The following is a 5,174-nucleotide window of genomic DNA, read 5'->3' as shown; positions in this document are numbered from 1 at the left end:
GGCCCGAGGGCTTCGTCGTCGACCTCAGCCGTGCCCTGGAGGAGCGGTCGAGCCGCACCGCGGTGGCCCGGCGATCCGCTCGTTCATCCAGCAGAAGGTCGACGTGATCGCCTTCTCCCCGGTGGTCGAGTCCGGTTGGGACACCGTGCTGAAGGAGGCCAAGAACGCGCACATCCCGGTGATCCTCACCGACCGCGCGATCGACTCCCAGGACACCTCGCTCTACGCCACCTTCCTCGGCTCGGACTTCGTCGAGGAGGGCAAGAAGGCCGGCGACTGGCTGGTGAAGGAGTACCAGGGCAAGCCGGGCGAGGTGAACATCGTCCAGCTGGAGGGCACCACCGGCTCCGCCCCGGCGAACGACCGCAAGTCCGGCTTCGCCGACGTGATCAAGGGCGACCCGAAGTTCAAGGTGGTCGCCTCGCAGACCGGCGACTTCACCCGCGCCAAGGGCAAGGAGGTCATGCAGGCCTTCCTGAAGGCGCAGCCCGAGATCGACGTCCTGTACGCCCACAACGACGACATGGCGCTCGGTGCGATCCAGGCGATCGAGGAGTCCGGGAAGAAGCCCGGCACCGACATCAGGATCGTCTCCGTGGACGGCGTCAAGGACGCCTTCACCGCCATGTCCCAGGGCAAGATCAACTTCGATGTGGAGTGCAACCCCCTCCTCGGCGACCAGCTGATGGAGCTGGCGAAGAAGGTCAAGAACGGCGAGGCCGTGGAACGCCGGATCAAGACCGTCGAGGGCACCTTCACCCCCGAGCAGGCCACCGCCGCGCTGCCGACCCGTCAGTACTGACCGGACGGCGCACCGGGCCGCCCGCCGCGCCGCAGCCCCACGGCGCGGCGGCCGCCCCCGGTCCCGACCGACCACGAAAGGAGGACCGATGCAGCAACCGGTCCTGGAAGTACGCGGGCTCCGCAAGGAGTTCCCCGGCGTGCTGGCACTCGACGACGTCGACTTCCGGCTCTTCCCCGGGGAGGTGCACGCGCTGATGGGCGAGAACGGCGCGGGCAAGTCCACCCTCATCAAGGTCCTCACCGGCGTCCATCCGGCGGACGGCGGCGAGGTCACCCTGGCCGGCCGGCCGCTGCGGATCGCCGGTCCGCTGCAGGCGCAGCAGGCCGGCATCTCGACGGTCTACCAGGAGGTCAACCTCTGCCCGAACCTGTCGGTCGCGGAGAACCTCTTCATCGGCCGTGAGCCGCGCCGCCGCGGCCTGATCCACTGGTCCGAACTGCGCCGCCGCGCCGCGGCCTCGGTCGCCGCACTCGACCTGGACATCGACGTCACGGCCCCGCTGGAGAGCTTCTCGATCGCCGTCCAGCAGCTGGTGGCGATCGCCCGGGCGGTGGACGTCGAGGCCAAGGTGCTCGTCCTGGACGAGCCGACGTCCAGCCTCGACCGCGACGAGGTCGCGCAGCTGTTCGCCGTCATGCGCGGGCTGCGCGAGCGGGGCGTGGCGATCCTGTTCGTCTCGCACTTCCTCGACCAGGTCTACGAGATCTGCGACCGGATGACCGTCCTGCGCAACGGCCGCCTGGAGGGCGAGTACCTCACCCGGGACCTCAGCCAGGTCCAGCTGGTCTCCCGCATGATCGGCGCCGAACTCGCCGACCTGGAGGGGCTGGCGACCGCGAGCCGCCGTACGGACCGGCCCGCGCCGGAGCAGCCCTTCCTCACGGCGGAGAAGCTCGGCCGCCGCGGCGCGGTCGAGCCCTACGACCTGACCGTGCGGCCCGGCGAGGTCGTGGGGCTGGCGGGGCTGCTCGGCTCCGGGCGCACCGAGGCCGCCCGGCTGCTGTTCGGCGCCGACCACGCGGACAGCGGCACCGTGCGGATCGACGGCCGGCCCGCCGCGCTGCGCACCCCGCAGGCCGCGGTCGCGCACGGCATCGCCTTCTGCTCCGAGAACCGCAAGTCCGAGGGCCTGGTCGGCGAACTCACCGTCCGCGAGAACATCGTGCTCGCCCTCCAGGCCTCCCGCGGCTGGCTCCGGCCCCTGTCGCGCACCGCACAGGACGACTACGCGCTGCGCTGGATCAGGGCGCTGAACATCCGCCCCGGCGACCCCGAGGCACTGGTACGCAACCTCTCCGGCGGCAACCAGCAGAAGGTGCTGCTCGCCCGCTGGCTGATCACCGACCCCAAGCTGCTGATCCTCGACGAGCCGACCCGCGGCATCGACGTCGGCGCGAAGGCCGAGATCCAGAAACTGGTCGCGGACCTCGCCGAGAAGGGCATGGCCGTGCTGTTCATCTCCGCCGAACTGGAGGAGGTCCTGCGCCTCAGCCACCGGATCGGCGTGCTGCGCGACCACCGCATGGTCGCCCAACTGGCCAACGACGGATCGCTCACCCCGGAGCACCTCATGGAGACCATCGCGAGCGGAGCCCGGCGATGACGAAACACCGGCTCTTCTGGCCCGCAGCGGTCCTCGTCGCCATGCTGCTGGCCAACCTGCTGTTCACCCCGGACTTCTTCGCCGTCCACACCAAGGAGGGGCACCTCTACGGCAGTCTGATCGACATCCTGCACTTCGGCGCACCGCTGGTCCTCGTCTCCCTGGGCATGACGCTGGTCATCGCCACCGGCGGCATCGACCTGTCGGTCGGCTCCACGGTCGCCATCGCCGGCGCCCTGGCCTGCCTGCACATCAGCGAGGCCGCCGACCCCGGCAGCGTCTCCACCGTCCTGACCGCCGTGGCGCTGGCGCTGGCCGTCGCACTCGTCCTCGGCACGGTCAACGGCCTGCTGGTCTCCCGCATCGGCGTGCAGCCGATCGTCGCCACCCTCATCCTCATGGTCGCCGGCCGCGGCGTCGCCCAGCTGATCACCGACGGCCAGATCATCACCGTCACCAGCGACCCCTACCGGCTGATCGGCGGCGGCTACTGGCTCACCGTCCCGTTCTCCGTCCTGCTCGCGGCGGCGGCCGTCACCCTGGCCGTGCTGCTCACCCGCTCCACCGCTTTGGGCCTGCTGCTGGAGTCGGTCGGCGGCAACCCCGTCGCCAGTCGCCTGGTCGGCATCCGCGCCCACCGCCTGACCACCCTGGTCTACGTCGCCAGCGCCGTCTGCGCGGCCGTCGCCGGACTGATGATCAGCTCCAACGTCTCCGCCGCCGACGGCAACAACGCCGGCCTGTGGATCGAACTCGACGCCATCCTGGCCGTCGTCATCGGCGGCACCTCGCTCAACGGCGGACGCTTCTCGATCGGCGGCACCGTGCTCGGAGCCCTGGTCATCCAGACCCTGTCCACCACCGTCTACACCATCGGCATCCCGCCCGAGACCACCCTGGTCTTCAAGGCCGCCGTGGTCATCACCGTCTGCCTGATCCAGTCGCCGCGGTTCCGCGCCAAGCTCGCCCGCCGTCGCACCACCGCGCACGGCGGCCGGCAGCCGGAGCCCGCATCCGCCGATCTGAAGGTGGGCGCATGAACACCACTCCCGCCGCACGACTGCGCGGCCACGTCCCGCTGCTGGTCACCACCGTCCTGCTCGTCGCCATGTTCGGCGTCGGCTCGGTGCAGTACGAGGGCTTCTTCTCCGGCCAGGTCCTGCTGAACCTGCTGATCGACAACGCCTTCCTGCTGGTCGTCGCCGTCGGCATGACCTTCGTGATCCTCACCGGCGGCATCGACCTGTCGGTCGGCGCGGTCGTCGCCCTGTCCACCATGGTCTCGGCCTGGCTGGTGGAGCAGCACCACTGGCCGATCCTCGCCGTCGTCCCGCTGGTGCTGGCGATCGGCACCGGGCTGGGCTGGGCCATGGGCTGGGTCGTCCACACCTTCGAGATCCAGCCGTTCATCGTGACGCTCGCCGGCATGTTCCTCGCCCGCGGCCTCTGCTACACGATCAGCGTCGAGTCGATCTCCATCACCGACCCGTCGTACACCGCGATGGCGCAGACCCGCGTCCCGCTGCCCGGCGGCACCTTCCTCTCCCCCAGCGCCGTCATCGCCGTGCTGGTCGCCGCGGCGGCCTTCGTGGTCCTGCACCACACCCGGTTCGGCCGCAACGTGTACGCGCTGGGCGGCAGCGAGCAGTCCGCGCTGCTGATGGGCCTGCCGGTGGCCCGCACCAGGATCACCGTCTACGCGATCAGCGGCTTCTGCTCCGCCCTCGGCGGCGTCCTGCTGACGTTCTACATGCTCTCCGGCTACGGCCTGCACGCCGTCGGCCTGGAGCTGGACGCCATCGCCGCCGTCGTCATCGGCGGCACCCTCCTCACCGGCGGCTCCGGCTACCTCGTCGGCACCGTCCTCGGCGTGGCGGTCCTCGGGCTCATCCAGACGATCATCAGCTTCCAGGGCACGCTCAGCTCCTGGTGGACCAGGATCGTCATCGGCGCCCTGCTGTTCGTCTTCATCGTGCTGCAACGCGTCATCACCGCCCACCGCCGCACCTAGGAGTCTTCAACGGGCACTCGGGGCGATTCAGGGGGCGATTCAGGGGCGCGATTCAGCGGGCGCGCCTCGCGCCCTCACGTGTCGGAGTCGTGGGCTACCGTGCCTCCTGCCCTGACCCGATCCGTGGTCAGGACAGGAGGCACGGGGGCGGCGTGGACGAGTACGGATCGGAGCCAAAGGACGTCCTGCGGGAGTGGGAGCGGATCGTCCGCCGGGTTCGGCGGAACGCGGCGGAGGCGGTCGCCGGGCTCGACGGCCCGGGGGACCCTGCGGCGATCGAGGCGGCGCAGCGCCGCATGGGCGTCGTCTTCCCGCCGGAGCTGCGGGCGTGGCTGGGGGCGAGCGGCCTCGGCCGGCTCCGGACGGACGACGGCCGCAACGCGTGGGTGGCGTTCGGACACGACGGGGTCCTGCCGACCGGGGGGCTGCTGCTCTGCCTCACGGACATCGAGCGGGTCCACGGGTTCAAGCAGTCCCTCGCGGAGTCCGACCCGCCGGACGGCGACCACGTCGACTGGTGCAGTCGGTGGGTGCCGATCACCGCCGAGCGCGACGGGTTCTCCGGGCGTTTCCTCGACACCCGCACCGGCGCGGTCGGGGCGTGGAGCGAGGGGGAGCTCCCGTCGGAGGGCCTCCACCCTTCGCTGTCCGCGTTCCTGCGCGCGGCCGCGGACGAGCTCGAAGGAGTGCCCGCCGCGCCGGGGGACGGCCCGGACGTCCGGGGCCGGCAGGGGCCGGACGACGAGGCCGTCCGG

At 71.2% G+C, this 5,174-nt stretch carries 4 protein-coding genes and 1 pseudogene; all 5 read left to right on the top strand.

The features are described from left to right. Positions 1 to 35 precede the first annotated feature (35 nt). Positions 36 to 802 (top strand): annotated as a pseudogene (locus ABZ641_RS25240) (ABC transporter substrate-binding protein). 88 nt (positions 803 to 890) lie between these two features. Continuing rightward, positions 891 to 2,408 carry a sugar ABC transporter ATP-binding protein gene (locus ABZ641_RS25235; RefSeq protein WP_344623312.1) on the top strand — a complete coding sequence of 506 codons (1,518 nt, stop codon included), beginning with the start codon at positions 891 to 893 and terminating at the stop codon, positions 2,406 to 2,408. After that, entirely contained in the window at positions 2,405 to 3,448 is a 1,044-nt protein-coding gene (locus ABZ641_RS25230) for an ABC transporter permease (protein ID WP_344623313.1), read from the top strand. Before ABZ641_RS25235 ends, ABZ641_RS25230 begins: the two co-directional genes overlap by 4 nt. Continuing rightward, on the top strand, positions 3,445 to 4,419 hold the full coding sequence (yjfF, locus tag ABZ641_RS25225; RefSeq protein ID WP_344623314.1) for a galactofuranose ABC transporter, permease protein YjfF: 975 nt from the start codon (positions 3,445 to 3,447) through the stop codon (positions 4,417 to 4,419). Before ABZ641_RS25230 ends, yjfF begins: the two co-directional genes overlap by 4 nt. A gap of 152 nt (positions 4,420 to 4,571) precedes the next feature. Then, a partial coding sequence (locus tag ABZ641_RS25220) for an SMI1/KNR4 family protein (RefSeq protein WP_359985150.1) occupies positions 4,572 to 5,174 on the top strand: 603 nt, incomplete at its 3' end.

This window comes from Kitasatospora sp. NPDC007106 (genome assembly GCF_040634455.1).
In the GTDB taxonomy this organism is placed as follows: domain Bacteria; phylum Actinomycetota; class Actinomycetes; order Streptomycetales; family Streptomycetaceae; genus Kitasatospora; species Kitasatospora arboriphila.
Note: the sequence above shows the minus strand (reverse complement) of the source record. Positions and strands in the feature narration are given on the sequence as shown.

Excerpts from the sequence above, each read along its gene's own strand:
- ABZ641_RS25235 (WP_344623312.1), top strand. The coding sequence starts at position 891 with ATGCAGCAACCGGTCCTGGAAGTACGCGGGCTCCGCAAGGAGTTCCCC.
- ABZ641_RS25230 (WP_344623313.1), top strand. The coding sequence starts at position 2,405 with ATGACGAAACACCGGCTCTTCTGGCCCGCAGCGGTCCTCGTCGCCATG.
- yjfF (WP_344623314.1), top strand. The coding sequence starts at position 3,445 with ATGAACACCACTCCCGCCGCACGACTGCGCGGCCACGTCCCGCTGCTG.